The organism is Stygiolobus sp. CP859M (assembly GCF_037389975.1).
Classification (GTDB): domain Archaea; phylum Thermoproteota; class Thermoprotei_A; order Sulfolobales; family Sulfolobaceae; genus Stygiolobus.
On sequence record NZ_JBBHKS010000022.1, the window covers coordinates 57,970 to 84,584 of the forward strand.

Sequence of the window (26,615 nt, forward strand, 5' to 3'; positions counted from 1 at the left end):
TTTGGGTCTACCGTGTAAGGGGCGAGAGTTCCCCTCATCGATTCGCTCTTACATCCCTCATTTGAGGGGCAGTCGAGAGGGTCAGAGACCCCCTCCGGTTTAAATTAACTATTGCAATAACATCACGATCATTCTCATAACCACAAGAACACTTAAACCAACGACGAGAAACCTCAACCATCCTTTTACCGCATTTCGGACATGAGACTGAAGAATAACTAGGATTAACAAACTCAACAGTCATTCCGTGTCTCCTAGCCTGCCAAGAAATCCAATACTGCAAACGACGATACTGCATAAGATACAACTTATCGTGAAACTCCTTAGGCAATTTATCAGCATTCTTAATAAGGTTCCTTAGGTTCTCCAACTTGATAACGTTAACACCTAAATCTTCAGCGATTTCAACAACCCACTTCCCAACCTTCCTAGCAAAATCCTCCATAATCCTCCTAGCCTTTTGGTGGAAAGAGTCAATCCTGTGAAGGATCCTCTTATTCCCCCTCCACCTCCTTGGATACTTCTTCTGCAGCCTCTCAGCTAAAGACTTCCAGTGGTGAACCTCATGCAAACGAGTTGGGATCCTAACATAATGAGTATCGTCCTTCCCTACAACTACCTCAGCCATGTTAATATCTACGGCAATACTTTCCTTTGGTTTAACCTTCTCTTTCTTCTTCTCAAAAACCACTTTTAGGAAAGCCTTATCATTCCTGATCACTAATCTAGCCTCCCTCATCCTCCAACCCATGTACTCCCTGATGTTTCTAGGGGACTCTTCGTATGTGCCTTTACAAAAAGTGTCAATTGCAATTATATACGTATTGAGAGTAGTGTCCAACACTTTCATTTCGGGTTCCTTAATTACGAAATCTAATTCTTTAATCCTCTTCTTTAGTTCTGGTACAACTCATCTGGGTCTATGTCTTTTGTAATCTCATATTTAGTCCGCACTAGCCTATACTCCTCTTTATGAACAAATATGGCAGCTTGGATCATTACGTTGTTAGGTATCTTCATAATGACATTCTCGTCCGTAACTATGGTAGTATACATCAGACTGATGTCAGTTACTATACCAGTATAACCCGGGATCAAGAAATCGTTGCTCCAGAACTTCGGAGGATAAGTAGGTGCTAAAAGTCCATATTGCCATGTAGTTATCGTTACTCTGTCTCCTATCTCAAAGGGTCTGCTGAATATTAAGAATAGTCCCGAGAACACGTTAGCCAACGAAGTCTGTAAAGCAAGACCTGCAACCAGACCGAATACAGTACCTCCAAACAATGCACTAGTGATACCCACATGCAATGCTGTTAACGCAATAACCCCGACTACTGAATACCCTAGTATTTCAACGAGAAGACTAAGACTCTCGCCGGTCGTCTTTCCAATAACATTACCGACGTTTTGCTTAAGAATCCTAGCTATAACTGTGATCATCGATATCCCAGCTATAGCAATTATTAAAGCAGTTACTACGTCTTGAACTTCCAAGGGAACATGAAGCACGTTTGCTACCACATACGACGCTGTAACCCCTAAGGCAATTACTATTATCGTAAAAATAATTATATTGACTAACTTGGTATTCATAACACGCTTTAAGACTCATGATTAAAAAATCTTTACCACTTCACTTTCAGCATTTTCTCAGCCCCTAACTTTACAAAGTTATTTAAGATTAAGTTGAACAGTGCGGCAAAACCCAATATTTCACCAGCTACAAGAGGAGTGATCGGAACTAACCCTGGAATTCCTAAGGAGGCAATTATAAAGGCTATTATCACGTCAGCAATTATCGCTAATCCCATAACCTTGCTTGGAAAGCTGTTCCAGAAATTCCTTTTCTCTCTTATGTTTAATAAGTTGAAGATGTTAGAATAAAGAAGATATAAGAAAACCGAGGTCTGCAGTTCTTTCAGGGGCATTTGACCCAAAAAGTATAGCACAAGAAAACTCTCAGCTACCATGACGACTCCAAGGATGATTGATACCTTGACTAAGCTAAGAATCTCCCACGATGCAGGTTTCCTACTCCACGGTACGTTATCGGTAGACATAGTTAAAGTAACGAAATCAAACATGAACAGTAACAATACCATTCCGAAGGTGGAAATCGCGAACTTATTCAAAATAAGTAAAGCCAAGGCTATGAAAACGACGTTCTGGAAAGTCCTTGTTATTCTACTGAGTATCCAGATATTTATCCTCTCGTAAATCCTCCTACCGATTTTTATCATATCAACTATGTTCCTCAAACCTGGTGAGGTTAGAACTACAGAGGCAGCCGCCTTAGCCACGTCGGTAGCATTACTCACTGCTATCCCAACATCTGCTTGCCTTAAGGCTGGAGCATCATTTACACCATCTCCAGTCATTCCAACCACCTTACCCTCTTGTTGCAAAAGTTTTACTACAGTGTATTTGTCCTCAGGATAAACCTCGGCAAGTCCGTCTATCTGGTCTATCATCTTAGGGTTCTCCTTAAATTCGCTGACCTTAACTACGTTAGAACCAATCCCAACTTCTTTAGCTATCTCCTGCGCGATAGGTTGAGCGTCACCGGTTAGCATTATCACCTTTATTCCCAAGTCTTTCAATTCTTTTACTAATTCAGCCGAATCCTCCCTAGGTGGGTCCCTGAGAGAGACGAGACCTACTAACTTCCATTTCTCTCCATCATTTTTGGCTACAGCTAGAACCCTGCATCCTATCTTAGCTTCACTATGAACTTTCTCATATATTTCCTCAATGTTTTTTAACCCACATAATTTACTCAAGGTATCTATTGCCCCCTTACTCACTCTAATGGTAGACCCTCCTTTCTCTACTGTACTTTCGGTTCTCCTACTTGAAGGGTCGAAAGGTTTGAAGTCGATAACTTTCCACTCCTTGAGATCAATGTTCATCTCCTTTGCCTTGCTAATGAAAGCTAGGTCTATCGGGTCTTGGTTTTCTTCCCTTGATGCTAAAGCGCCGTAAGTGATAACTTTTTTTTCGTCCCCTTCTAAGGGAATTATTTTATGAACCGAGAGCTTGTTGATAGTCAAAGTCCCAGTCTTATCTGAAGCCAAAGTATTCATAGTAGACGCTCCTTCAATAGCATCTAGTCTAGTGACTAATACACCGGACTTAGAAAGTTCCTCGCTGCCCAAAGCTAGACTTATTGTAAACATGGCTGGCAATGCTATAGGAATAGCCCCGATTATTAGCACAAGTGCTAAAGGTAAGAAAGTGAGAAAGTTCTCGTGCCTCAGAAAGATCACTATTACGGAAATAGCAAGAATAATGAGAACTACAACCATCATCCAGAATACTACCTTAGATATCACTTGTTGAACTCTCAGTCTTGGCTTTGCGATACTTACTAACTCCGCCGTCTTACCGAAATATGTGTTCTTACCAGTAAGGATCACCACTCCAGTTGCTTCGCCTTTTTTAACAATACTTCCAGAGTATACTATATCTTCCTTATTTTTCGTAACGGTTAAACTCTCTCCGGTTAGAGCAGACTGATCTACTTCAAGCTGTCCTTCTACTATCTTAATGTCAGCCGGCACAAAATCTCCTAGTCTTATTCTCACTACATCACCAGGGACAAGATAACGAGAAGGAATGTTCCTCCAATTCCCGTCCCTCAAAACTCTTGCAGTAACTTGTAACCTGCTTTTTAACATCTCAAGGGCTTTATTAGCCCTCTGCTCCTCAGAAAAGCTGAGGATTGCGTTAAATAAAATTAACGCTATGATTATATAAAAGTCAAGGTATTTTCCCAATACATAGGAAAGTATAGCTGCTGCCTCTAGTACCCAGGCACTTGGATTCCAAAACTTTTTTGCCAAGTTGATTAAGGGGTTCTCCTTCTTTTCTTCTATCACGTTTTCGCCGTATTTTCTCAGCCGGTTCTGTGCCTCTACCTCAGCCAATCCCTTGTTGAGGTCTGTAGAGAGTAATTTTACAACTTCTTTCACAGGCTGTTTGATAATATTTTCCTTATTTATTTCCTCCATTACAAAGTTGATAATAGAATTCACTAGGTATAAATCTTTCTGAAGGGGAAAGATAAAGAGGAAAAGGGGACGTAATTGATCGAAAAATTTTTAATAACATTCACGTTCCTTGGGTCATATGTTAGGAGTTTGGGTAACGTAAGTTAGTGCAATCTGCATTACTATTATACTAATTACGGCAACAATTGACACTTGAAATACCCTGAAAGTATTCTTAACTGTACCGTCAGCAGCCTTAGCATATAACAGTCCGAATATTACACCAGTTTCTGCGATCATTAGCTCAAATGTAGGTAACATCTCATTTACCTCATTACCTATGTTAATAAATGCTGTTAAGAAGTTAAGTAACCCCGTTATATCGGACGGATAAGCAATACCATTAACACTCTGCAAGTTCAGGTTGGGTATTTGGACTAATCCCGATATGTTGTGTAAGACGTAGACCGTCATAACAATAACTCCAGCCATAATTGCAGGTGCAATTGCCGCGGCCCCTACGAACATGTATAAGCTCCTCTTCTTAGCCATTATGGCGTCATAGTAAGCGTCTGTAATTTCCGCAAGCCTAGTAAAAATGTTATACCTTAGTACACCTTGCCTGTCCATCTCCATTAAGTTCCTGAAGACCGTATTAAGGACCCACGAGTCAGTTCTTGGATTGAAGTTCCCCGTAGTTATCATAGATGATAGATAACGAGAGATCGTGTCATCTATTACCTTGCCGAAAGTGGTAGCCTTTACCAAGGTCGAGGATAATAAATCACCCTCTTGTAACTTTCTCAGGGCGTTAAAGAAATTATCACCTGTACTTCTTATGAGCTCCGCAATAGATCTAACAAAGATCGGTAACTTTTCCTCAGCCTCGTTCTTAGCCTTTATTCTCTGATATGCTGAGTAACCATAGAAGAATGAGAATACCATCACCGGAATCTCGAAGTAAATCCATAGTAACTGCCCTCTAGGAGAGAGTATCTTGAATATTGTCAGCACCGCTAGGAGTATCATAGATATGGCTAAAGCTATCCCTCCCTTCTTTATATTACCGTTTATCTTAACATCCTCAGGCGGGGCACTAAATGCCAAGTACATATACAAAGCAAAGCCTATTAAAGGTACCATAAAGAAGGCAACGCTGTCTGTACCATATACCGGATTGTTAGAGGACACGGCAAACCATATGGAGAACAACGGAACAATCAACAGAAACAACAGAGCAAGTTCACCGAGATTTGAGGCTGCCTTACCGAAGTTCTCCCACTTTCTCTTCAGTTCCTCCATTACCTCCACTGAGATTCTGTTCATGAACTCCATCAGACTTCCTCCACTCTTAGATATCGACACTGCTCCAAGCAAAAGTCTTTCGAAGACCTTAGAGGGATGATCTTTTGCTTCTCTAACAATAGCCTCTTCGGGAGGCATATTGAATAGAACGAAGTCTCTGTGGATCTTGAGGAACTCTCTGGGGACTGCCTTGAGATATTCCACCTCAACTTTTTCCTCTTCGTTTACCTGCTTAGAACTCTTTTTGTTGAAAATTGATAAAGATCCTCTAGTTTTTCCTCTAGTCTTCTTATCTCTATTTTTTACCTTCATATCCGCATAAGTATCGCTGGACTTAAGCTCTTCAACCATCTTCATTATTCCATAACCTAACTGAGCCATGCTCCACATCGTTATTGAGACTATAGGCATCTCCTTTTCTACTTGGGTAGCTAAGGAATTCCTAGCATCCCACATTTTCACCCACGGGTAAAAGTAAGTGATAATGACTACTGCTCCACCGGCTAACGAATAGAAAACATCCCCACTACCTATATAAATCGTCATTCCGACTACCGCTGATAGTGGATAACCGTACCATGAGTACTGAATCATCTCCTTAAGCCATATATTGGGGTCTTCGATTAGCTTAGACTTCTCTACTAACGGTATTATTACGTTAGTCAAGTAATCGTCATACTTGTGGATATAGTTAAAAACAGTTATCACTACCGAGTAAGGAAGGAGACCTAACAGTAAACTCTCTAGGTAAGGTAGTCCGGAAAACCTAAGGAATTTAAACGATAGCAGAGTCAACGTTAAGACTACTATAGTGACTATCAGTGTAAACAAGAAGTTTATAGGTGAAGCTTCGAACCTCAGCTGTTTCTTCTCCTTCCTTGGCTTTTCCTTCATAGTGGTCTTCTTTTTTTTAGATAATTCCCCTAGCCTCATAGAACCTCATCAACTCCTCCTTATATTGATTAATGGAGAGGTTCCTTTCATATACACTCTCCAAAAACTCTACCCTTGACTTTAATTCCTCCTCAAGTTCCTTCTGGGTTAACCCGTTCCTCTGGGCAATTTGTAAGAGCCTTTCACTGGCAGGTATTAAGGAATCGTCCCAGTCGTCCTTTAATGGGTTATAATAGGCCAACTGTCTGTAGACCGCTTGCCCAGACTTCAACAACACCTCACCTGCTTCTTGCACTCTTCTCCTTAAACCGCCCTTTCTTTCGGGATTGGGGTACGTGTTGATAAAGACTACCATAGTGACCAGTGCGAAGAACGAGTCGTCTACACCGGAATAATTAAACCTGGCTTTAAGGGAATCGAAATCCTCCGCGTGCAGTGAAGTAACTCCTCCGTGACCGCTAGCTACGGAATGAATGAACTCTCTGATCTCCTCTTTATTTCTTACCTCACCTACTGACACGAAGTCTGGTCTAATTCTCAGAGTATGGGCGATCAACTTATCCATTGGTATCTCTATAGCTTCACTGTACTCCATAAAAGTAGTAGACTTCCTAGCCACTAGCCTTGTCCAATTAGGGAAAATAACCTTAAGTTCAGGCACTTCCTCTACCGTAACTATCTTCCAAGATGGAGGAAGGACTGTCATTAATGCATTTATGAAAGTAGTCTTACCGGTTCCCGTTCTACCCACAACTAGAATAACTCCTCTGTTTTCCAGAGTGTACCAGATTGCTGCAGCGGTCAGAGGTGAAAGGGTCTTACGCTTATAAACTAGATCAGCAAGAGTCCATACCTCCTCTAAAGGTTTTCTTATCGTTATCGTTGAGCCGGGTAAAGAGACTTCACTACCGAAGGTTACTGCAAATCTATAGCCTTCAGGGGTTATGCCATCCACTATAGGCCTTGCGAGAGTTACGGACTTTCCAGACTTAAGTACGATTCTCTGAATGAGATAATCAGCCTCAGCCTTAGTTAAGTGTATGTTTGTCGGCAACCATGTTCCAAACTCTCTATGGAATACCCACACTGCATCTCCATATAGACCTGTTCTAGAGCCGGAATACGATATATCCTCTAAGTTCTCGTCATCGAATAGTGGAGACATCGGGCCATAGCGTAACACGTCACGATATATGAAGTAACCTATGTTGGGATCACCTTTAACGTCAGGGTGCATTAATATCTGTTGGATCATCTCGTCCTCGTTCGCCGAGGGTTTTATAACATAATATAATGTCTTCTTTAACTTGTCCACAACTTTTATCTGCTTTTCGTCTAGATCCGGCTCATCGACTTGGTAATAGATGTCCCCTTGCTCATCCCTCACTACGTAAGCCCTAGGATAAGATACTCCTTTCTCATCGTACTTCCACTTAAGTTCCTTTTCTATAAGGACTGTGCCCTTAACCTCGGGTTTTAAAATTTTAACAACAGATTGTTCCGACATGAGGATTTCATCCACCACCAGGGTATTGTAGAGGTATATAACATGAGTATACGTCCCCCCAGTTGTTGAACATTATGGCGTAGACGTTTCCGTAAGGATATACTGGATTATTAGGTAGTTGGTTGTAGTCAGTGGGAACGTATTGAGTACCATGTAGATAGGGTGGAGCACCGTAATAAGGATAATATAGAATATTGCCATCGTACTGGTAATATGCGTAATAATAATAGTGTGGTCGACCTATTGGTAGAGGAGGAACTGGTGGTTGAGGAGGACCAGGTGGATTAGGACCATGTGGAGGTTGTATCTCCGCCTGACAAATTATTTGCACTTCGTAGTATTTGTATGGTATATATAGGTCAATAGGAGCCGAATAAGCCGAATATGGGTTATTTTGCTTATAATATGGTGAAAATAGGTCCTGAGTACTGATTGTAAGTCCTAATGAACCGAGGGGAGCAATTGTTTCGCCAATGTAAGTTTGTACTAGTTGAGCTAGGTTTGGATATGCAAATGACTGATAATCAGGAGAATACTGGTTCGTTCCGATCAAATTTGTATTTTGTGCGTTAGGTGAACCCGCAGAGATGATTATATATTCTATTGTTTGAGTAATTTGAGAGGGATTGTAAACATTAATCGTTATTGTGGGATCGGAATAACACGTTATAGTTACTGTAAATTGATAAATTATTCCGTTAGCGATATAGGTACATGAGTGTTGTGACGATTGAATAGAGTTATATTGTATAGACGGGTTAATCTGCAATTTCGCATTATTATGGTTATAAATGCTAATCTGTGCCTGAGACAACTGGGCTCCTACGGCCTGAAAGTCCCCTAAATACGATAGTATTAGGGCTAGGGCTATTAACAATATCATGATAAAAATGACTATCCCAATAACAGTTCCCAACCCCTTTTTCCTTTTAATATACACGTGGCTTTTCATCACTGTATCACCCCAGGTGACATGACGAACTCTTCAGAGTAACCGTTAGTAAAAACGAGGGTTATGTAGTAGGTATTGAGGTTTGTCGGTACATTGCCTATTAGTATTGCGTACTCCTTACCGGGTTGTATTTCACCGCTGGGACAAGGTATGAACTGAGGCTGACCTCCCGTAGTTCCACTAGGTTGTACTACCATGTACACATACGTGATATTGGGTTGTAATGCGTCGTTTACCATTACATACGCCAACTGTACCGGTGAGGAACCGTAATTAACCAAGAAAAGTAACATACTGGAAGTTTTACAAGGCGGGTAGTTTTGCAACTTGGGGTACGGGTTCTCTATTAGGTATAAGGGCTGTAAAAGAGGTAAAGTCGAGGGGGTAGGCGGTCTCTGAATTGCAGTAACAAAGTAACCTCCGTTAAAGGCAAAGAAAGCCCCTATTAACACTAAAGTTATAACTAAAGAAAGTAGTGCTGCTACAACTTCCGATAAACCTCTTTTTTGGACTTTCATCAGGCACTCACCACTTGTGCAGACGTCTGTATTTGGATGACCGAGGAACCTAATTGACCGGTCAATGTAACTATCGTGTAGTTTCCTTGGTTAACCCAGTCGGAGTACTGGTTTACTTGGTAGTTACTAACAAAAGTGTAAAGTAACTGAGTGTAAGCCTGCCTTACGCTTACGGGCAGATGCACACTATAACTGTTGAGCTGAGAATAAGGCACAATGGCCGTGTAAAATGTGTTCCCGCTTAAGTCTTTTGTAATACCGTTACTAGTAATCGACACGTGTTGCACGATAAAATCTGTGTAAGCATCATCCGATATATATAGTTGAATCATGACTGTACCGGGGTTTTGAACGTTTTGGTAGTTCATAAGGATCACTACAGCCCTGACTTGGATGTCAGGGGAGGAGGAAAGGATGTGAATATAATTTAAACCGTAATGATAGAGGAAAGCCCAAGCTAAAAAAACAATTAAGATCAAGAGGAGGGAGCCTACAATATTGCTTAGCCCCCTCCTCCCTCTAGACACCATTTACTTCTTCACCCTAATTTCAGTCTTGTATCACTACGCTTACTTGTTGAGTGACAGACTGTGCCGTTACGTTGTCAACTCCAGAAGCTAATATAACCACTGTCTGACCGGTCTGTAACTGTAAACCCGTAAAACCTTGTGTGCTGGTGGTTATAGTTCCTGATAATGTCACTGACTGACCCGGTTCTATCAATAGACCTTTGCCTTGCACAGTTTGGTAATTACCGCTTATCGGAGATATCGCATTAGTACTACTACTACCGCTATATAGATTATATGCCTTACCGTTTGCAATTAGATTCACTGTAGTTAATACAACAGGGTCGTTACCACTGTCAGTAATAGTAACAGATATAGAAGCACCTTGAGTCTTGTATTCTCCAGCGGGTATAATAATTGATGCATCACTTATTGATATACCTGCATTATGGCTATTCGACGAGAATAGACCGAATACGAAGTGTCCTATTAATAGAGCTGCAACTATTGTTATTACTATGAGTAGTAGTGATCCAACTATATTTGATAGACCTTTCACCATTTTTTTATTAACTCTTTTTGTTGTATTAGCCATTTTTTCTCAAAGATTGACTTTGTTTTTGGTCTTTATAAATTTTTCTCAAAGATTGACTTTGTTTTTGGTCTTCATTTAAAAGCAAAGCAGATAGAACGAAGTTAGGAATAAAATCTGAAACAGCGTTTTACAGTTTTCATCCATTTTCCCTAGAAAAGTTAAGTTTTCCGCTATAGTTTTTACTAGAATTTTCTATTGGAATTTTTATCTTTTAGTATAGTTTTTATTTATATAATAAGTTAAATTATTTCAGATTTTCTAAGTAACTAATTATCATATATGTTCTTGAAGGGAGAAAGGCTTATATAGTAAAACAGAAAGTAGATCGTATGTTAACAACTGACACTTCTATTTTATTGACGCAATTTAATTATGTCAACGCCTTTAATATGGGAGACAGTTTACCGAAAATAATACTTTATTTAGTTTTGCCTAGTTATCAGGGAGACATCTTACTATCACTAGCTATAATCTTCTTTGCCACCCTATTAGTTATCAGAAGGGTAAAGGCAAAAAGTGCAGTTCAGATAGTTAGTGAGAAATTGGATGATAGAGATCTTCTTGTTCTGGAGGCGATAAAGAGAGGATATAAAACTTTGACCAAGATCTCGAATTTTACCGGCATTCCAAAGACGACTACATATAGGAGACTCAAAAAGCTCACTTCCTTAGGCTACTTATAAGAAACCAGGGAGTACGGTAGAGTATACTATGATCTCAATTTAAGGACAAGAGGTACAAGAACTAAGACTAACAAAGGCATAGTCGAAAAGATGAGGGATAACGGAAAGGGAAAAAAGAACTGTAGTTTCTTACACTATACCTGTTCAATGAGGGAAAAACTTTTACTTTTCTACTATGTTTCACAGATATAGTTCTAGTGGAAATCTCGGGAATACAATTGTTTCAAGAAATCCTTATATAGTCGACACATTCCTATTCTTAATGTGAAAGCTCTAGGAACTGTAGTAGGGATTATAATATTCCTTCTAATAGTTTTAGCGTCTATAGCCGTAATTCTAGCGTACTATGGTGCATTCGAGGGGATGGGTGCACAACTTTCCCAAGCTCAAATAAACATCTATAACCATCAGAACGAGAACTTGGAAGTAACTGCTACAGCGTACTATAAATTTGTCTCTCATAGTGATTGTGGAGTAGGCAGAGGCGCATATCACGGTCAGGCACTCGGTATTTATAAATATGATTTACTCTACATTACGGTTACAATAACAAACGTAGGTAAAGTGCCTAGCACGATTACTTACATCGTAATATCAAATCCGTCCGGAGTTCAATTATTCATAATGTATGTGGGACAAACTCTTGCTCCATCGCAAAGTATAGACATTACGATATATCCTCAGCAATTATACTATCCTTACTGGCCTAATTGGGAGTCAGCACCTATAGCCCAGTACATTCCTTATCAGATAACAATAGACCAGTGCCATAACCAGCAGACTCAGTATTATCAAGTTCCAGTAATCGTAGAGACTCAATACGGAAACATGTTCTATAATAATCTCAACTACGAGCTACAGCAATAGCTGTGTTAGCAATAATAATATACGTTATCATAGCGTTTATCCTAGGACTGTTTGGTATAGCAGTTGTTCACTTATTCTAATTAAAAAACTCTTCTTTTTTAGACTAGCTCCTAGCCATCCAGTCTCAAATACAGCCTTAAATACAGCTAATGTACCTATGATTCCCACTACTACACCTACAAATGGAAAGCCTATGAACGCGAAAATAAATGTTATTACAGTATAGACTATGAAGGCAAAAAGAGTAGCAATTAACGCATCTCCGAAAGAGTTTTCCTTAGATACTGCCTTAGATGCTAGCCATACTGGGATGGACGTTACGATCCATGATATTATAAACACTATTACAGCTCCTATTATACCGTGCAAATCTATATCCATACATTATAGTCAAACTCCACATTTATAAAATTACTCTAACATCAAATAAAATTTGTAAATTAACCCTATTTGTAACAAAACATTCAATTTTAAATGACATCAAAACAATACATTTCTAACTTAGTCTAAATTGAACTAGTAGAGGAAAAAATCAGCTAATGGAAATCTGAGAATATAGATCATTCCGGTGGTATCTCCTTATAGACTAGGTCAATATCTATTCCTTCCTTACTCCTCACCTTTTTAGCGGTGATATAAGTTATCAGTCCTAGACCTACTAAGGAAGCGATGTAAGCTGTAGCTATCCAGTTAACTCCGCTAGTTCCCACTACACTGAAGGCGTAGTTGTTATATGGGTCTAAGATCTCACCTTCCATTAAGGACATTATCGCCGTAGATAAAGCGGAACCAATTATTAATGGCTTATTTCTCTCCTCAATCCCCACTTTAACACCGGTAAGTGAGACCAAAATAAGGTATGCTAAAGCCAAAGGAGTATAAGAATATAGGGCACTCGCACCGCTTACAGAGATTATTGGAAGAGCTAGGAAGACTAACGTGGTAGCTAAGTCGAGGAGATGAGCGTAAACCGGAGATGCGAACTTGTTGAGCTTTGCGAATATAGCTGGGAATAGTCTATCAAATGCAAATGCGAACACATATCTTGCAAATACTACTACCCCGAAAGCCATGACAAAGAAGTTCCAAGCTATCAGACCAAGACCCAGAATCCACTCGAGTATCTCGTTGTGTGAGAGGAAGATTGCTAAACTCCAGAAATTATAGGTAAATGTAGGATAGTAAGCGGTGTTCGTGGGGCAACCGATTTCGGTATACATCTCGAAGAAAGGTATTGTGATCATGAGGAACGTCATTATACTACCTAGATATAGATTCCATTTTAACGAGCCTTCTTTAGCCTCAGCAGCTACTGCTGGCCCCGCATAAAGCCAGATATATGCAAATGACAAGAAAAATGGGATCATGTAGAAAGTTGAAGCCCAGCTGTAAGACCAAGGAGAAGTGTTCTGGGAGGACAGTTGGAACTCACTAATGAAATTAGGGATCTGAGACCTCACTGAACCGACGTTTGAGGCGAAAACTATCATTGCAAGGATTAGAGTAATGGTGGAGAAGATACCGAGAGCGGTAGTTAGGGTGAAGCCCCATTTAGGTCTTATTATATTTAAGAGAATGATTATTACAAACGCTATAGCACCGAGAGCGTAAATTAGGAGGTCTTGAGTCAGCGTAAGAGTTCCGTAAGGATTGACAAATACCGTATTTGAGAGGTTAATCAGTTCCCCTTGATGATTCAGTACACCGATCTCGTACAGAACTAGATTTATCGCTGAGACAGAAAAGAAAGCCGATAACGCGAAATAAGGTGGCATATTGAATGCAAATGCTACTCCCATTATAGCCCCTACCTTACTGTTTAATTTCCTTGAGATCCATATGTAATCTCCCCCAGTTCTTGGCATCCTCATTAGGAGGCTCGTATATGTGTAGACCAGCGGTAATGTGAGGATAAAGGTAAGCAAAGAGGTTAGCCATAGTATTGAGCCCGGTTGAATATAGGGAGAGATTCCTTCGAAAACTGCTAGACCAGCTCCCATATTTGCAACGTTCAACATAACTAAGTCTTTTAGTGTGGCGTTCTTCACCAACCCAGATGACTCTCTCAAAAATGGTTTTGACATAAATCTAGTTAGGTTAGTGAAATTAAAAAGCGAACTCAAGTTCGACTTAGATTGTCTAGTATCTATTCGTTTATTCTCATAGATAATAATTGTTTTTAATCTAAATCAAAAATGTGAATTGAGATTAGTAGAGAAGAGAAACAATAATTTATGTACTACTTAGAATTATCTTTAGGATAAAAGATTTAGCTCAATTAAAAAAAAAGCTAGACAACAGATATAAAAGTCACTAATCGGGAGGAGTTTTAACTTTACCCTCTGGAAATAAGTTTCACCTTTTATCTATAGGGACGTAATGTTTATACTCTGGACCCACATATAACGCTCTGGGTCTAATGAGTCTATGTTGTTCTTCTACATACTCTATAAAGTGGGCTAACCAACCTAAGGTCCTCGAGAGAGCGAATAACGCCGTATACATATAAATCGGGAAACCCAATCCATAGAAAACTATCCCAGAATAGAAGTCCGTGTTCGGGTAGATACCCTTTGAGCCGAAAGTTTCAATTCCTAGTTTTTCCAGCCTTTCCGCAATTTCTAAGTACTTCTTTATCTCCGGGTTTTCTTGACTCAGCTGCTGTGCTAATTTCTTAAAGATCTTAGCCCTAGGGTCATACGTCTTATATACTCTGTGCCCGAAACCCATTAATCTCTTCCTTCCCTCGACGATGTTTATCTTAAACCACTCGTCTACTTTATCGGGTGAGCCTATCTCGACGAATTGTTTAAACGCTTCTTCGGCAGCCCCTCCGTGCAAAGGCCCTTTAAGTGCGGCTAACGCAGCGACTATGCAAGAGTACATGTCCGAAAACGTAGAAGAAGCTACTAAACCGGCTGTAGTTGATGCAGGAACTTCATGGTCGGTATAGAGTATTAACGCTGCGTCCATAGCTTTGATTTCTTTTTCGCCTACTTTTCTGTCAAAGGAAGCTTCGAGAAAACTCTTGGCATAACTTTGGGAAGGTGATGGTATCTTAGGCTTCAGTCCTTCTTTAGCCCTAAAGATGTTTGCTACTACTGTGGCTGTTTTAGCCATTATTTGGATAGCACTATCTCTATCTTTCTCCTTATCCCACTTAGGGTTATAGACTGACGCCATTATGCCAAAGGCGCTCTCCATAATCCCTATTGCGTCGCAATTTCTCGGTAGAGAGTAAATTGCGTTAATAACCTGCTCCGGTACTTCATAATTCTCATTGAGTTTAGCCTTCACTTCGTTTAGTTGCTTCCTATTGGGGAGCTCTCCATATAGCATTAGATAAATTAACTCCTCGTAGGAAGAATGTTCAACTAAATCGTTTATATCATATCCCCTATAACGCAATACCCCGTGATGACCGTCAATGAAGGTAAGTGAAGTAGTCTTTATGAGTACGTCCTCAAGACCCCTACTTATCTCAACCAACCTCAGTCACCCCCTACCCATTCCTCATCCGGTTTAGTGGAAATTGCTGAAAGCAGGTGCTTTTCACTTATGATATCACGGATGGAGATTATACCCACTACCTTATCCTTACCATCTACGACTACAAGGTGCCTTATGTTATATTGATGCATCAGTCTCGCCGCGTTAGAAAGAGGTTCGTCTTCCCTGATCGTAATTAGCTTACCGTAAGTGCCTAATTTCTCCACAGGTTTATTTAAGTCCTCTCCTTTAGCTACTGCTTTCAGGAGGTCTCTTTCGGTAAATATTCCTACGGGTTTGTCACCATCCACAATGAGAACTGAGCCTACGTTATTCTGAGCCATGAGCTTTACAGCATCTAGGGTCTTAGTCCCTACGGGAACTTTAAGAGGGGATTTATTGATTAAAACCTTTACTTTAACTTGGCTCATAAATACTTATATTGAATTTGTAAACTATAAATCTTTCCCAAATTAATAATGAAAGAAAAATATTAAAATTTTAACTAAAAAAGCAACGTTAACTCAGAAGGCGTTTAAGACTTTACTCCTCCTTTAGCCAGTTCCTTATCTAAGTTCTCGTAAAAGTAGTAGTTTATAATCTCGTATTGCTCTTTTCTGGTCATCATTTTGTCCATTAAGTTCTTTTGCGTCCCTTCCTTGAGCAAAACTTCTAATGCGTCTTTCATAGCCTTAGCTGCTACCCGGAATATTGTAACGGGAAAAATAACGTACTTATAACCCATAGCCTTGAATTCCTCAGCACTTATTAGGGGGGTCTTACCGAATTCAGTCATGTTAGCTAAGAGGGGAGCCCTCACTTCCCTTGCAAACCTCTCGAACTCATCCTTGCTCTCTAGTGCTTCGGGAAAAATTACGTCAGCCCCAGCCTCCAAGTAAATTTGAGCTCTGGTAATAGCATCGTCTAAACCATAAATAGCCCTAGAGTCAGTCCTGGCTATAATCAGCATATCCTTCCTAGCTTTCAGTGCAGCTTTTATCTTAAGCACCATGTCCCTAGGTCTCACTACCTCCTTACCTTCTAAATGACCGCACTTCTTAGGTAAGACCTGATCCTCGATCTGAATAGCGTTAGCCCCGGCACTCTCCAGCACTTTAACAGTCCTATATACATTCACAACTTCTCCGAAGCCTGTGTCTGCATCGACAATTATAGGAATATCTGTAACTTCCCTAATCCTTCTCACCATCCACGCCAACTCGTCTAACGTGATTATGCCTAGGTCTGGCATACCGAGGGAAGAGGTTAAAGCTCCTCCTGACAGATAGACCGCCTTAAACCCAACCTTTTGAGCTAAGAGGGCAGTAAAAGGGTTAAAGACCCCGGGTATAACTAAGAAGTCAGACTTCCTTAAGACCTCTGACAAACTCTCTCACCTTTATAGTATCAAAATTTTTAATAAGCTCAATTTGTTTCTTACTTAGACCCAGCCTACTCGCCTTTTTCTCTAACTCTTCATCACTCATCGGGTTACCGTAATGCCCTCTAGGTATTTTGACCTCCTTGCTGAACTCTCCCTTATCCGTGATCACTGTTATCTTAGTAGGGAGCTCTTTAGGATAAACTGAAGTGTAATCGTCTCTCTCAACTACCTCTATTAAGTCCATAAGCTTTTCCAATGCGGGCTCTCCTATTAAAGAGTAAGAATCAAGCCAAAAGTCCTTCCTGATTAGGCTTACCGCGACTATGAAGGGTAGACTGTGATCAGCTGTTTCCTTGTTTTGAGGTCTCCACTTTTCACGGCTGTCAGCAAGAATCGTTTTCCCAGCTTCATAAGTCTCTACTAACACTTTCTTTATCTCACCGTGGTATTCCAGTCCAGCTGCAGCCTCTACTGCGGCTTGCGCATGGTATTCTACAGGGTACTTCTTGATCATGGTCCTCAGGATCCCCCTTCCGTCTGGTCTAAACTTACTCAAGTCCATATCCCTAGCCACTATGGAAGAGAAACCGAAGACCCCGGAAAACGGTAACTCGGGTGCTGTAAAACCGGATTTAGCTAAGAGAGTTACGAATACAGCGTTCCTGACAGCCTCAGCAGCTGCTCCAGCCTTCCACATGGAGAGCTTACCGCTTCTCGTCTCCCTCAAAGCCACGTGTGGGATTATCGAAAGGGATATGGCGTTCTTTACCTTATTCCGGTCTAACCTGAGGAGGTTTGAGAGTGCTGAAGCCGTTGCTATCTCGAGGAAATTTACGTGATCATAACCCTTCTTTCTTAGGGAAGTAGTGTCACATAAGTTAACACCCACATCGTAGCCCACGGCTATTGCCCTGATTATGTCCTCACCCTTTACTTCAGGAGATACCGCTAACAATCCCCCTATCATGTCGCTCGGATGTAGGGGCTCTAAGCCTAGATAAGTGTCGTTGAAGTCTAAGTATCTTATTAATAAAGTGTTGTAAAAGGAGGCAAAGTCAGGAGTGGTGGAAAAGTTACCCAAGGTAGGAGTGTTCCCGGGATAAAGGTCACTCATACTCTCGATTATTTTTGCTGGAGGGGAATCTCTAGAGGCTAGTGCAATAGCCACCGAATCCAACACTCTCCTTTTAGCCTCTGCATAAACTTTATCATCGACTTCCTGAACCGAGACTACGTATTCAGCTATTATATCCGAGAGATCCATAACTAATTAGTTTAATTAATGATAATATATTTAATGAGGTAAATTTAAATAAGATTGATGAGAAGTTTCTCATGTGATAAATCATGACAAAAGTAGCCTTTATTGGATCTGGTAAAATAGGACAAACAATCGCATTTAACACCATAATGGGGGGTTACATTGACGAAGCAGTAATTTACGATATAATCCCAGAGCTACCTGAAAAGTTTGAGCACGAACTCAGGCACGCATTAGCTTCGAGAAAACTCAAGGTAGAAGTGCTGGGGACAAACAACATAGAGGACGTAAACGGAGCAGACATAGTAGTGATCACTGCAGGAAAGCCGAGGAAGCCTGGAATGAGCAGAAGGGACTTATTTGTTGACAACGCGAAGATAATGATAGATCTGGCTGACAAATTAGTTAAGAGAAATAGGGGAGCACTTTACATAATGGTGGCAAACCCAGTAGATATGATGGCTTCAGTTTTCATGAAATATTCTGGTGAATATACGATTAGTACCGGTGATCAAGTAGAGACGATGAGGATGAGGTCTTACACAGCTAAGAAGTTAAAGATTCATGTGACCGACGTAAATGGGTATGTGGGTGGGGAACACGGAGAAGACGCTGTAGTACTGTGGAGCACGGTAACTGTGAAAGGGAAGCCGTTTGATGAGAGTATGGGAGTGAGTAAGGACGAAGTGGAGGAATATGTAAAGAAAATACCAGGGGAGATAATAAGGGTAATGGGAGGTACTACTTGGGGGCCGGGTACGATCATTGAGGAAATTATAAGGGCTGTGGCTTTAAACGAGAACAAGGTAATGAGTATAGCGTTCCCGCACAAATACGAAGACGAGATCATTCACGTAAGCGAGCCCGCTGTTGTAGGGAGGACTATAGGACCTTCATTGGAGCCTTTATTAGACGAAAAAGACAGGTGGCACTTAATGGCTTCTATTAAGGACTTCTACAGCGTATATAAGGAGAACTTGAAACAGCTCGAGCAGAGCTTGACCGCAAAACAGTAAAAGATCTTTAACGTAAACTTTCTTTTTTCTCCTCTGAACTAGTTCTAATTTAACACGTTGTTGTAAGTGATTACATTCTGTTTCTGTTTCCTTTTCTTTGGTTTATACTTATATATTTCGATATCATAAGTGATATCTATGAAAAGGAGGAGAAGGCTACGACACATTATTCTATCTATCCTCAGCAATAAAGGAGCTATGACTGGCGCTCAGATAATGAGGGAGATAGAGAAGATGACTCAAGGTTTTTGGAAGCCTTCTCCGGGTGCTATATATCCCACTCTAGACAAGCTCCTTGAGGAAGGTTACGTCTCTATAGCGAAAGTAGAGGGTAGTCAAAAGTTTTACCAGATCACTGAGGCAGGGAAAGAGTTGTTAAGTCCCAGGCATCAGTTAGAGACAGTGATAGAGGAAGTCCTTTCAGACCTAAGGTTTATCCTTGAAAATAAGGGTGAACTTGACGTAGAGCTAAAAGAGAAGTTGAAAAAAGGACTTAAAGAGGCGATAAGTAATCTTGATTGAAATAGAACACATATCAAAAACTTTCACAGTCAAATCGAAAGAGATACGAGCTTTAGACGATGTGAGCTTTACAGTCCCTAAGTCTAGCATAGGGGCGTTAGTCGGTCATAACGGTGCAGGAAAAACCACACTAATAAAGATCTTATCAACCCTGATTATCCCTGATCAGGGAGACGCGAGGATAAACGGGATCAGTATCAGAGAGGAAAAGAAAGTAAGAAAAGAAATAGGTGTAATGATGGTAAGTGAGAGATCTTTCTACTTCAGGCTTTCGGGCTTTGATAATCTAGTCTTCTTCGGTATCGTCCAAGGCTTATCGATTTCTGAAGCGAAAAAGAGGGCAAAGGAACTCCTCAATTTGGTTGGTTTATCTCAATTTTCCGACATTCAATACATGAAATATAGCACCGGAATGCAAAGGAAACTGGATTTAGCGAGAGCACTCTTATTAGACCCACCGGTAATTCTGTTGGACGAACCTACATTAGGTATGGATCCAGTTAGTTCAAGGGATTTTAGGAGTCTGGTTAAGGAGCTCTCTAAGGAGGGTAAAACGATACTAATGACTTCACATAACATGAAAGAGGTCGAAGACCTAGCCGATAAAATAGTCTTATTAAAGAGAGGTAGAATAGTCTCTCAAGGCACTAGGGAAGAGATCATGTCAAGCATAGGGAAGATCAAGGTAGTTATAACCGACAATATACCAAGAGGTTACGAGAAATACGTAAGCGGTTTCATTCAAGGAAAAGTTATACTGAGAATCCCAGAAAAGGGAATAGAGGTAAAAGGTGAAGTAATAGGCGAAGAGGAGCCTACACTTGAGGATGTGTTTGTCTACTTTACAGATGAGGAGATTGACAGCCCTAAAAATAGGAGGAGAGGAGGTGGGTTCAGGAGATGGGAGTAATAGATAATCTTTACGCTTACATATACTTACGGGGCTTTAAGATATGGATTAGCTACAGAACACAGTTAGTGCTGAACGTATTATCCTGGGTCTTACCAGTTTTTACTTATTACTTTATAGGAACTTCTTTAGGAGATAAGATAGTTAGTTCTATGCATTTTAAAGATGAATCATATATTTCGTTCGTAGTAGTCGGACTGGCATTCCAAGGTTATATTTCGTCAGTAATAACGACCTTAAGTAGTAGGTTACGCAACGAGCAACTTTACGGTACGATAGAGTATTACGTATTGTCTTCTGGAGGAGTACTGTCTTTTCTAATTTATTCATCATTATGGGGATTTACAATAAATACTGTAAACGCAGTCATGATCTTACTCATAGGATACATTTTAGGTGTCAGGTATAACGTAAACCTCATTTCAGCTATAATCATTATTTTTCTACTACTTAGTTCTTCATTAGGTCTCGGAATGATTTCAGCTGGATTTACGATGATTGTGAAACAAGGGAACCCGATATCTTTCTTCTTTGCCACGTTTACCACACTGACGACCGGTGTAGTTTTTCCCGTGTCAGTCTTACCAGATTTTGTTAAGTTCATCAGCTACGCAATACCCCTCACATGGGCTCTTGAAGGTCTCAGGTATGCCCTGCTCGAGGGTTATTCGTTATCACAAGTCAGCGAATACGAAATAGCTTTGTCATTATTTACCTTCGTTCTGATCCCGTTAGGTATCGCGTTTTACTCTTATGCCTTTAAGAGGGCTAGGTATAGAGGGACGTTGAGTGAGTACTGAGACCACTAATTTTTAATAATAAGGGAGGAGATTTTATCTCGATGCAGAAAGTATTCGAAAACAATAATATAAATATTCAGATGTTTGCCCAGGGTATTGAAAACTCATTAAAGGATGAAGGATGGCAAACTACCTTAACGCAAAACGGTCCTAACGATTACATCATAAGGGGGGCAAAAAAGGCTGGCCACATACACCACAAAGTAGAGGAGATAATAGTGAGAATCAGGGGAGACCCTAACAATGTTATCGTAGTGGTTGAAGAAGAAAACATAGGGGCTTTCGGTAGGATGTGGATAAACGCTAAACTACTGGGAGAAATGGAAAGAAAAGTAAAAGATGGTTTCTACTCTATCTGACTTCCTTCCCGCCCTGGAAGGGTCGAGGGTTCCCTCCCAGAGGGCTCATCGTTTCCACCATTGATTCGGGATTACATCTGGTGGGCAGTCGAGTGGCTCAGAGAACCACTCCCATGTGAAGATGGGACTTTCATTGCCAAGCTCTAGTCCCTTGAAGGAAAAGGAAGATGATGGTTGCTCCTCCCACAGTACCATTAAGCCCTCAATCGAGCTGGGGAAGAGCGTCATTAGCATCACTAAGAGAAATTTTGACAAAGAAATACTTAAACACGGGGCTATCCATCCCCTTGGCGAGGCCCCCCCAACCCCTTTCTTTGAAAATAGTACGAGAAAAAATAAGGATAAAACCTTATTATCTAAAAGAGTGGACTTTGATATTATGAGCTCAGAAGGAGAAAAGGCCTTTAAATCAGATGAGAAGGTCGATAAGTGGAGTGTAGTGGTATTTCTCGTAGAGGTATTACTACTTATAGGGATTGTAGGATCGCTAATTGGGATCTTGCCGGTACTCGCTCACACGTAGGAGACCGTCTGAAAGCCCTTAATGTTAAAAATGAGATATTCTAGAGCCAAACCGTGATTATAAACAATTAATTTCGTACATTTAAAAATTCTTAGTTGGAATTTTTGAACTTCCAATTATCTATTTAAGGTCAGGGTTTAAATATCAGATATGCCATTATCTCCAGTCGTTGAATTACACAACGTCAAGAAAGTCTATTACGGAAAAGTGCCGGTCGTTGCATTAAAAGGCGTAACTTTGACCGTATACGAAAGGGAAATAGTTTCCATTCAAGGGCCCTCTGGTTCAGGTAAAACAACACTCCTCACAATTATCGGTACTTTGAGTAAACCAACTGAAGGGGAGGTCCTAATTTACGGTAAGGACGTGACTAAACTTCCCGATAAGAAAATAGCTAAGGTGAGGAACAAATACATAGGCTTTGTCTTTCAAAACTACAACCTGATAGACAGACTTTCTGCGTTAGAGAACATAGAACTGCCTCTTATCGCAAGAGGAGTGCCAAGCTCTGAAAGGAGAAAGATCGCGCTAGATATCCTTGATAGGCTGGGTCTGAAAGACCTTGCTAAGAAAAAGCCTAGCGAAATGTCTAGTGGACAACAACAGAGAATCGCAATAGTCAGAGCATTAGCTCAAAATCCCAAAATACTTCTTGCCGACGAACCTACCGCAAATCTAGATACGGCCTCTAGCAAGGTTGTCATGGACACGTTCTTAAGGGCGAATAAAGAGTTCGGTACTACGGTTATTATCGTCACTCACGAACCTGACATAGCGGCTTACGGGCAGAGGAAAATTCACATGAGAGACGGTCAAATAGAGAAAATAGACTAGGTGAGATCAGTGTATAGAAAAGCAATAATGTTAATCCTCTTAACTCTAATACTTTTCTCTACTTCATTTGATACCGTTTACCACGGAACAATATATTCTGCCCCTTACGGTAATTTTCCGCCTATTGTTGCTATAGAATGGGGCTCTTTAGTACAGCCTCAGAACGTAACTCCGGGGGACTTTAACGTGCCGTTATATGTCGTGATAAAGGCCGATGTTATAGGAGCGTCTTTATTGTCAACTACATATCAACCTTTTGGTCAGACCTTAACTCCTATAAACGGTTATATACTTTCAGCTAATAAGACGCAGTCAACAATCGTGTTCTTCGTAAACGTACCTCTCAACGTTTCCTCAGGCTTATACAAAGTGTTCTTATCCATAAACTACACATATGACAGCGGTATATTCGAAGCCACAACTCAAATACCTATTTACATATCCTCAGTAATTTATCCTAAGGTTATATTTCAATGGGGTAACGTTGAATTTACATCACCCGGACAAGGAATATCGCCCCTTACAGTGACGGTAGAAAACCCTAGCAATAAAGTGGTAAGTAACGTTATCATCTCGGCAGAATTACCTAACGGAATTTACAGCCTGACTGGATCGAGAATTGTAAACTTTACAGTCCCAGCGGTTCAACCGTATTCGGCTGTAAGTGTAACACAATATGTAAACGTGACCTCCGAAATATCTCCGGGTTCATACTATGTCAATTACACACTAACTTTTACCGATGATTTAGGAGGAGTCCACACGGCAACATATAATAACGGAACCCTAGTCCTATTCCCCAAGGAGCCACTCATTGTCAAAAGCGATCCTATCTCCTTACAAGCTGGACAAATATCTACCTTCATTATATACCTTAACTCTACCGGTGCACTACTTACGTCTTTTAGTGTAAATTCCCAAAGTGTAATAACTGTGAGGTATAACGTAACGACTCCTATAACTTTTTCGGGGGTTTTACCCATTTCTATAAGCGTTTACGTGCCTTACGGCACCACCCCAGGGATCTACCAGTTCACTATAACTGGGACTTATATTTACGGGGGAACACAGTATTCCTTCACCATACCTGACTACGTGGAGGTGGGAATCAATAGGACTGGGCCCGAAGTAGTAAACTTAGAGTGGGTCTCATACCCATATCCAGGGAGCAGTTCACAAGCGGAGTTAACGGTGTTTAACCCCTTACCTTACCCAGTCTACTCCGTGAATATCTCAACCCATTCTGTTGAGACCGGACAGCCCTATTATGTGATCCAAGAGATCCCTCCCTATGGAAGTGTCCAAATCCCCATTTCTTTACTTGTACCGGACAACGCGTCTTCATTAGTATGCCTTTATTTTAATATCAATTACTACTCCGAGTACGGTGGATTCGCCTCTTCCAGCAAAATAATAATCCCGGTTTACTCTAAGCCTCTAATTAGCTTGTCATTAGTCCCATCTACAGTAGTTCAGGGTCAGCAGTCAGAAGTATTACTCGAAATAAGAAACTTAGTTAACCAGAGCCTATTTGACCTCCACGTAAACGTAGTATTCAGCGATATCCAAGTGGTAGGAGCTACGAATACTACGATATACCAACTTAATCCTTCTTACACCGGGTCAATACCTTACAGCATTTACGTCCCCCCTTACCTCTCTCCAGGTGTTTACCCTGTGCAGGTTACAATATCTTACTACTACTCGGGAATACAGAACACGCAAGTGTTCACACTACCCTTAGTAGTTACTAGTGCACAGAACGGAATTAACGTCTATATCTCTCCTTCTACCTTATATTACCAAGTTAGCCAGAATCTGACTATAACGCTGTTTAACAGTGATAACTACACTCTCACCAATATCTTTTTAAAGATATTTACTAACTCCCAACTACTATCGCTTTCCCAGACCCAGTTCGAGATCAACGCTATACCTCCCCACTACAATTACACGATCACCGTCCACACGTTCTCACCAATATCGGCTACAGAAACTTTACCGCTTTCACTAAGCTTACAATACCAGACACCCGATGGTTTCGTGAGTTATAACGAAAACTTGTCATTATTGATTACTGGACTCATCTCGATCCAAATAATCCAACCGTCAGTTACTGAGGTAAACGGTTCTTACATCTTCCAAGCCACTCTGCTAAACGATGGAAACACGCAAGCTAACAACGTTATCATATACTACCCCGGAGGAAGCACTTATATCGGTCAATTACCGACAGCATCACCTCTTCCTATATCGGTGACCTTACCCTCCAACTCTTCGCGTATCGTCATTTCCTACCAGACACCTACTTACCAGACCGTTAACATGACGTACACTTACAACGGTCCCATCACAGTGTTACAAACAACATCTACTACTACATCACCTCACAACTTGTTTGGTAGAGCATTGTTGTTCGGGATTTCAGTAATAGTAGTGGTGGTCATAATTTACTTATTACTAAAGAGGAGGAAGAAGGCTAATGAAGACATTTGACGTTATAAAGTTCTCATTTAACGCGCTGTTAGAGAGGAAAACTAGGGCAATTTTAGTAATTCTGGGCATAATGGTAGGCCCGTTAATAGTTGTTTCACTCGTGGCTACGATTCAAGGGTTCGACATAGGTCTGAACCAACAGTTAACTAACTTCTTCTCGCCCTTAAACATATACTTAGCACCGAAGAGCCAAGGAACCTTAAACCAATATGTCATTGATGGGGTCTCCCACTTACCGGGAGTAAAAGCAGTTGTACCGTACTATCTCATACCGGCATACATAGATACTCCTAAGGGACTAGAGGCTACAGTAGTTTTCTCAATGGATGTCTCCGATATTAATTTAGTAATGCCCGGTCTAAAGCTTCAAAGCGGTTCATTACCCTCGCCTAACTCTTTTGACGAATTAGACGTGGGCTATTATATCGCAAACCCCCAATATTCTGGTCAGCCTACTTATCACACTGGACAGATTATGGTGGTTTACCTGATTAACCCTGAAGGAGAGAGGATAAGTAAGACATTTGTAGTCATAGGCCAGTTGGCACAAATAGCTTCTTTCGGAGGGGCTAACTTTAACCAAGCATTATATGCCCCTTTCTCTCTCGGACAGTCTATTTGTGGGACAAATTACGCGGGGGCTATAGTAGTAGCATCATCTCCGAGTGAAGTTGAAGGGTTGGCAAATGTCATTAAAGAAAAGTACGGTAATTACGTTCAGGTCACTTCGAGTCAGCAAATACTTAACCTAGTTAATGAAGAAATCTCTTCCTTTGAGGCTCTACTAGTAGTTGCAGGTGTAGCGTCGTTTGTAGTAGCGTTTTTCACAGTCTTAGCTACTATGATTACTTCTGTTGTGGAGAGGACTAGGGAAATAGGACTTTTAATGTCTTTGGGATTTGAAAGGAGACAAGTAATGCTAATGTTCCTATCAGAGGCAACAATAATGGGAATAATAGGAGGAGGAATAGGAACCATAGGAGGATACTTCAGTTCCTTCCTATTGGCGTCAATTGCGTCGAACTCGTTTGAAGGAAGAGGTGGAGCCTTTAACGTTGTTCCCTCGATCTCAGTAGAACAGTTAGTATTTATTTTCTTGACTATTATTGCGATTACCACTGTTGCTGGGTTGATTCCTGCATATAGAGCGTCAAAAATAGAACCAGCAAAAGCATTAAGATATGAGGTATAGGGTGGGG

At 40.7% G+C, this 26,615-nt stretch carries 25 protein-coding genes and 2 pseudogenes; 11 read left to right on the forward strand and 16 right to left on the reverse strand.

Features of this window, described 5'->3' with window-relative positions; genetic code table 11:
* Positions 1 to 34: 34 nt before the first annotated feature.
* The 9 genes and pseudogenes from WIW72_RS10540 to WIW72_RS10580 all read right to left on the reverse strand — a co-directional run.
* A pseudogene (locus WIW72_RS10540) lies at positions 35 to 772 on the reverse strand (RNA-guided endonuclease TnpB family protein); the annotation flags it as partial.
* 122 nt (positions 773 to 894) lie between these two features.
* On the reverse strand, positions 895 to 1,596 hold the full coding sequence (locus WIW72_RS10545) for a mechanosensitive ion channel family protein (RefSeq protein ID WP_337702666.1): 702 nt from the start codon (positions 1,594 to 1,596) through the stop codon (positions 895 to 897).
* 32 nt (positions 1,597 to 1,628) lie between these two features.
* Positions 1,629 to 4,013, reverse strand: coding sequence for a plasma-membrane proton-efflux P-type ATPase (locus tag WIW72_RS10550; RefSeq protein WP_337721442.1), 2,385 nt, complete (start codon positions 4,011 to 4,013; stop codon positions 1,629 to 1,631).
* A gap of 114 nt (positions 4,014 to 4,127) precedes the next feature.
* The gene (locus WIW72_RS10555) at positions 4,128 to 6,230 is read right to left on the reverse strand and encodes a type II secretion system F family protein (RefSeq protein ID WP_337702670.1); all 2,103 of its coding nucleotides are present in this window, start codon (positions 6,228 to 6,230) and stop codon (positions 4,128 to 4,130) included.
* A complete protein-coding gene (locus WIW72_RS10560; protein ID WP_337702671.1) occupies positions 6,208 to 7,713 on the reverse strand; it encodes a type II/IV secretion system ATPase subunit in 1,506 nt (501 codons plus the stop codon). Before WIW72_RS10560 ends, WIW72_RS10555 begins: the two co-directional genes overlap by 23 nt.
* The gene (locus tag WIW72_RS10565) at positions 7,706 to 8,650 is read right to left on the reverse strand and encodes a hypothetical protein (protein WP_337702673.1); all 945 of its coding nucleotides are present in this window, start codon (positions 8,648 to 8,650) and stop codon (positions 7,706 to 7,708) included. Before WIW72_RS10565 ends, WIW72_RS10560 begins: the two co-directional genes overlap by 8 nt.
* The gene (locus tag WIW72_RS10570) at positions 8,650 to 9,168 is read right to left on the reverse strand and encodes a hypothetical protein (RefSeq protein WP_337702675.1); all 519 of its coding nucleotides are present in this window, start codon (positions 9,166 to 9,168) and stop codon (positions 8,650 to 8,652) included. The genes WIW72_RS10565 and WIW72_RS10570 overlap by 1 nt, the downstream gene beginning before the upstream one ends.
* Positions 9,168 to 9,698 (reverse strand): hypothetical protein, encoded by a 531-nt coding sequence (locus tag WIW72_RS10575; protein ID WP_337702676.1) that lies wholly within the window; start codon positions 9,696 to 9,698, stop codon positions 9,168 to 9,170. Before WIW72_RS10575 ends, WIW72_RS10570 begins: the two co-directional genes overlap by 1 nt.
* A gap of 19 nt (positions 9,699 to 9,717) precedes the next feature.
* The gene (locus WIW72_RS10580; protein ID WP_337702678.1) at positions 9,718 to 10,272 is read right to left on the reverse strand and encodes an archaellin/type IV pilin N-terminal domain-containing protein; all 555 of its coding nucleotides are present in this window, start codon (positions 10,270 to 10,272) and stop codon (positions 9,718 to 9,720) included.
* 329 nt (positions 10,273 to 10,601) lie between these two features.
* Between WIW72_RS10580 and WIW72_RS10585 the strand changes: the two genes are divergently transcribed.
* Together WIW72_RS10585 and WIW72_RS10590 are read left to right on the forward strand one after the other, a co-directional pair.
* A complete protein-coding gene (locus tag WIW72_RS10585) occupies positions 10,602 to 10,955 on the forward strand; it encodes a helix-turn-helix transcriptional regulator (RefSeq protein WP_337702680.1) in 354 nt (117 codons plus the stop codon).
* Positions 10,956 to 11,219: 264 nt separating this feature from the next.
* On the forward strand, positions 11,220 to 11,822 hold the full coding sequence (locus tag WIW72_RS10590; protein ID WP_337702682.1) for a hypothetical protein: 603 nt from the start codon (positions 11,220 to 11,222) through the stop codon (positions 11,820 to 11,822).
* Between the two features lie 36 nt (positions 11,823 to 11,858).
* Here the strand turns inward: WIW72_RS10590 and WIW72_RS10595 are convergent, their stop codons facing one another.
* From WIW72_RS10595 to WIW72_RS10620, 6 genes are all read right to left on the reverse strand, one after another.
* Positions 11,859 to 12,203, reverse strand: coding sequence for a hypothetical protein (locus WIW72_RS10595; protein ID WP_337702684.1), 345 nt, complete (start codon positions 12,201 to 12,203; stop codon positions 11,859 to 11,861).
* A gap of 179 nt (positions 12,204 to 12,382) precedes the next feature.
* Positions 12,383 to 13,906 (reverse strand): APC family permease, encoded by a 1,524-nt coding sequence (locus WIW72_RS10600; protein ID WP_337702685.1) that lies wholly within the window; start codon positions 13,904 to 13,906, stop codon positions 12,383 to 12,385.
* 271 nt (positions 13,907 to 14,177) lie between these two features.
* Positions 14,178 to 15,311 carry a citrate synthase gene (gene gltA / locus WIW72_RS10605; protein WP_337702687.1) on the reverse strand — a complete coding sequence of 378 codons (1,134 nt, stop codon included), beginning with the start codon at positions 15,309 to 15,311 and terminating at the stop codon, positions 14,178 to 14,180.
* A gap of 2 nt (positions 15,312 to 15,313) precedes the next feature.
* Entirely contained in the window at positions 15,314 to 15,742 is a 429-nt protein-coding gene (locus WIW72_RS10610; protein ID WP_337702689.1) for a CBS domain-containing protein, read from the reverse strand.
* Between the two features lie 104 nt (positions 15,743 to 15,846).
* Positions 15,847 to 16,698, reverse strand: a complete 852-nt coding sequence (gene prpB, locus WIW72_RS10615) for a methylisocitrate lyase (protein ID WP_337702691.1) — start codon at positions 16,696 to 16,698, stop codon at positions 15,847 to 15,849.
* The gene (locus WIW72_RS10620) at positions 16,673 to 17,959 is read right to left on the reverse strand and encodes an MmgE/PrpD family protein (protein ID WP_337702693.1); all 1,287 of its coding nucleotides are present in this window, start codon (positions 17,957 to 17,959) and stop codon (positions 16,673 to 16,675) included. The genes prpB and WIW72_RS10620 overlap by 26 nt, the downstream gene beginning before the upstream one ends.
* 83 nt (positions 17,960 to 18,042) lie before the next feature.
* Between WIW72_RS10620 and WIW72_RS10625 the strand changes: the two genes are divergently transcribed.
* The 5 genes from WIW72_RS10625 to WIW72_RS10645 all read left to right on the forward strand — a co-directional run bounded on the left by WIW72_RS10625 (position 18,043) and on the right by WIW72_RS10645 (position 21,563).
* Positions 18,043 to 18,972, forward strand: coding sequence for a lactate/malate dehydrogenase family protein (locus tag WIW72_RS10625; protein ID WP_337702695.1), 930 nt, complete (start codon positions 18,043 to 18,045; stop codon positions 18,970 to 18,972).
* A 138-nt stretch (positions 18,973 to 19,110) separates the two neighbouring features.
* A complete protein-coding gene (locus WIW72_RS10630; RefSeq protein WP_337702697.1) occupies positions 19,111 to 19,494 on the forward strand; it encodes a PadR family transcriptional regulator in 384 nt (127 codons plus the stop codon).
* Entirely contained in the window at positions 19,487 to 20,404 is a 918-nt protein-coding gene (locus WIW72_RS10635) for an ABC transporter ATP-binding protein (RefSeq protein WP_337702699.1), read from the forward strand. The genes WIW72_RS10630 and WIW72_RS10635 overlap by 8 nt, the downstream gene beginning before the upstream one ends.
* The gene (locus tag WIW72_RS10640) at positions 20,395 to 21,204 is read left to right on the forward strand and encodes an ABC transporter permease (RefSeq protein ID WP_337721443.1); all 810 of its coding nucleotides are present in this window, start codon (positions 20,395 to 20,397) and stop codon (positions 21,202 to 21,204) included. The genes WIW72_RS10635 and WIW72_RS10640 overlap by 10 nt, the downstream gene beginning before the upstream one ends.
* Before the next feature lie 41 nt (positions 21,205 to 21,245).
* A complete protein-coding gene (locus WIW72_RS10645) occupies positions 21,246 to 21,563 on the forward strand; it encodes a hypothetical protein (protein WP_337702703.1) in 318 nt (105 codons plus the stop codon).
* Here the strand turns inward: WIW72_RS10645 and WIW72_RS10650 are convergent.
* Positions 21,556 to 21,800 (reverse strand): annotated as a pseudogene (locus WIW72_RS10650) (hypothetical protein). The gene WIW72_RS10645 and the pseudogene WIW72_RS10650 overlap by 8 nt on opposite strands.
* 142 nt (positions 21,801 to 21,942) lie before the next feature.
* On the opposite strand from WIW72_RS10650, the gene WIW72_RS10655 reads away from it, so the two are divergent.
* The 4 genes from WIW72_RS10655 (at position 21,943) to WIW72_RS10670 (ending at position 26,608) form a co-directional block, all read left to right on the forward strand.
* The gene (locus WIW72_RS10655; RefSeq protein ID WP_337702705.1) at positions 21,943 to 22,086 is read left to right on the forward strand and encodes a hypothetical protein; all 144 of its coding nucleotides are present in this window, start codon (positions 21,943 to 21,945) and stop codon (positions 22,084 to 22,086) included.
* A 150-nt stretch (positions 22,087 to 22,236) separates the two neighbouring features.
* Positions 22,237 to 22,920, forward strand: coding sequence for an ABC transporter ATP-binding protein (locus WIW72_RS10660; protein WP_337702707.1), 684 nt, complete (start codon positions 22,237 to 22,239; stop codon positions 22,918 to 22,920).
* 9 nt (positions 22,921 to 22,929) lie between these two features.
* Positions 22,930 to 25,416, forward strand: coding sequence for a hypothetical protein (locus WIW72_RS10665; protein WP_337702709.1), 2,487 nt, complete (start codon positions 22,930 to 22,932; stop codon positions 25,414 to 25,416).
* Entirely contained in the window at positions 25,403 to 26,608 is a 1,206-nt protein-coding gene (locus WIW72_RS10670) for an ABC transporter permease (RefSeq protein ID WP_337702711.1), read from the forward strand. Before WIW72_RS10665 ends, WIW72_RS10670 begins: the two co-directional genes overlap by 14 nt.
* Positions 26,609 to 26,615 lie beyond the last annotated feature (7 nt).